The organism is Moorella sp. E308F (genome assembly GCF_006538365.1).
In the GTDB taxonomy this organism is placed as follows: domain Bacteria; phylum Bacillota; class DSM-521; order Neomoorellales; family Neomoorellaceae; genus Neomoorella.
In genome coordinates, this window is sequence record NZ_BJKN01000007.1 from 1 (window position 1) to 2,739 (window position 2,739).

General features: G+C 49.0%; 1 protein-coding gene and 2 pseudogenes. All 3 read left to right on the forward strand.

Features of this window, described 5'->3' with window-relative positions; genetic code table 11:
• Positions 1-113: 113 nt before the first annotated feature.
• The gene (tnpB, locus tag E308F_RS15620; RefSeq protein WP_141265848.1) at positions 114-470 is read left to right on the forward strand and encodes an IS66 family insertion sequence element accessory protein TnpB; all 357 of its coding nucleotides are present in this window, start codon (positions 114-116) and stop codon (positions 468-470) included.
• An 80-nt stretch (positions 471-550) separates the two neighbouring features.
• Positions 551-1,274, forward strand: a pseudogene (locus E308F_RS16620) (transposase); the annotation flags it as partial.
• A gap of 182 nt (positions 1,275-1,456) precedes the next feature.
• Positions 1,457-2,273, forward strand: a pseudogene (locus tag E308F_RS15630) (IS110 family transposase); the annotation flags it as partial.
• Between the last annotated feature and the right edge of the window lie 466 nt (positions 2,274-2,739).

A 2,739-nucleotide genomic window follows, 5' to 3' on the forward strand; every position in this document is an offset into this window, starting at 1 on the left:
TCTATAGAACAGGGCCATACTTTACTGGTCAAAATAGGACCGGCCAGCATCGAGGTAAGATCCGGCTTTGATCCCGCCTTGCTTTCTCAGGTGGTTAAGGTGCTGGTAGCTTTATGCTAAACGAAGCTGCCATCGACCGGGTTTATCTCGCCTGCGGCGCAACGGATCTGCGCAAGTCCATTGACGGGTTAGCGGTGCTGGTCAAGGAAGGGTTTGAACTGGACCCCTTCTCTTCCTGCCTTTTCGTTTTCTGTAACCGCAATAGGGATAAACTAAAGATCCTCCACTGGGAGCATAATGGGTTCTGGCTTTATTACCGCCGGCTGGAGAAGGGCAAATTCCTGTGGCCTAAAGCAACCACTTCTTCCACCATCACCATAAGCCGCCGGGAACTCCGCTGGCTGCTTGACGGCCTCCCCTTAAAACAGCCTAAAGCCCATCCCGAGGTAAAAGCACGTACCATCTTGTAATAGAAATCGCCAGAAAGAAATATTTTCTGTTTGTAGTTGATTCTAGAGGAATTTGGGCTGATTCGTCGAATCATTAAAGCATGAACACTTCGCAATCTATCACCGCCATGACCATAGAAGAGCTGCAAGAGCGCTGTGTTCAGCTGGAAAAGCTATGTATGCAGCTGGAACAACAAAACGCGGAACTGACCGCCAAGCTAAACTGGTTTATGGAACAGTTTCGTTTAAGCAAGAAACGGCAATTCGGTGTTTCCAGCGAACGGACCAAGCCTCTAGAAGAGCAGCTTTTACTTTTTAACGAAGCGGAAGCGGAAGCCCGGCCGGAGGCGCCTGAGCCTGATTTGGAAACCATCACCTACCAGCGCCGCAAAAAACACAGCCGCCGGGAGATGAACCTGGAAGATCTGCCGGTAGAAGTAGTAGAGCACCGCCTACCGGAAGAAGAGCGGGTCTGCCAAAGCTCACGGCGGCCCTTTGCATGAGATGAGCATCGGGGTACGGCAGGAACTTAGGGTCATCCCGGCCCAGGTGAAAGTGGTTAAACATGTGCGCTACGTCTATGCCTGCCGCCGCTGCGAGAGGGAAGAGATAAGTACTCCCGTAATAACGGCGCCTATTCCGGCGTCCGTACTTCCTGGCAGCCCCGTATCTCCCTCCCTCATGGCCTACATTATGACCCAGAAATACGGGGCAGGCCTACCCCTTTACCGCCAGGAGCAGCAGTTTAAAGGCTTGGGTATAGACCTTTCCCGGCAGACATACTCCCCAACCTGGACCTCGAGGATAAAAACGCCCTGGATCAACTCTTGCCGTGGTCGGAAACTTTGCCTCCTGTCTGTCGAATGAATAATTAAGCTTGTTTTAGCCCCCGCCTCAGATGCAAGCATTCCTGTAATGATTTAAGGCAGATGTTGCCAATAAAAAAGCCTCCTGGTAAAAAGAAAATAGATCAAAACAAACAAACCCACCAGGAGGCAAGAAACCGTATGAATGAAGTGCAAAAGAAATTACTGGTCCATGGTGATGTAATAATTGTCGGTATCGACGTAGCCAAACACAATCACTGGGCACGGATCTATAACCAAATGGAACTGGATGTGGTCAAACCCTTCATCAAGTCTCATAATAGCAAAGAAGGCTATTATCGTCTAGTGGCAAAAATGGAAGAAGCCAAAGAAAAAGCCAGGGCAACAAAAGTAGTAATCGGCATGGAACTCACCGGCCACTACTGGAAACCCTTAGCATGGTTTCTCCAGGAGCAGGGCTATACGGTAGTGATAGTCAACCCCTATCACGTCAAAAGGCGGAAAGAGGAAGTAGGTAACTCCCCCACCAAGAACGATCGCAAAGACGCCGGGATAATAGCCAAAGTAGTCAAGGACGGAAATTTCCTCCACTGCCTTTTGCCCAAAGGAAAATATGCCGAGCTAAGGAACCTGACCGTAACCCGGCGGCAGCAACGCCGGAAACTAAACAGCGCCTTCAAACAAACTCTAGGCCATCCTGAACGAATACTTCCCCGAGCTAGGGCAAGTATTCAAAAACCTGTTAGGCAAAGCCGCCCAATGGGTCTTAAGGAACTGTCCCTTCCCCAGGTTAATTTTAGCCTATAAACTCGAAGAATTAGCCACTGCATTAAAAGAAGCCAGTAACCACCGGGTAGGGATGAAAAGAGCCCAGGCCCTCTACCAGACGGCCCAAGAATCAATAGGAGTAACCAAAGGATTAACCGGGGCCCAATACAAGCTAAACGCCTGCCTGGACGAAATAGCCTTTTACCAAAAGCAGATCGAGCAAACAGAAGATTGACAATCAACATTTTGCGAACGCTGCCGGTGCCGAAAGTTTCAATCCCTCATAGGTAGGCTACAAATCATATCCTTTAGCATGTATCTCAGGCATTTTATCCTGTTTCAATCCCTTATAGGTAGGCTACAAATTTTAAAAAGTTTGTCCCGCAGGGAGTGTAAATCATTTTGTGTAAATGACAAAGCAGCAATAAAATGGGGATACTATAGCTGGCTCTTAGCCGGCAGGAGGATAGGGCAATGCTAAGAAGCAACCTGAGCGCCTGCCAGTATTCTGCCAGGGATAATGGGGGGCACGATAACCGATTCCATCCCCTCACCTCTTTAAGGCCTCCTCTTAAGCCCCGAAATTAGATTGGACAATCTTCCAAATTAATGAGACTATAAGGTCAGGAGGTTGTTCAAGTGGAACGTCGGAAATTTACCCTAGAGTTCAAGCGCCAGGTCGTCGAACAGGCCAT

Bases quoted from the DNA above. Each gene is read 5' to 3' on its own strand.
- tnpB (WP_141265848.1), top strand. From the start codon at position 114: ATGCTAAACGAAGCTGCCATCGACCGGGTTTATCTCGCCTGCGGCGCA.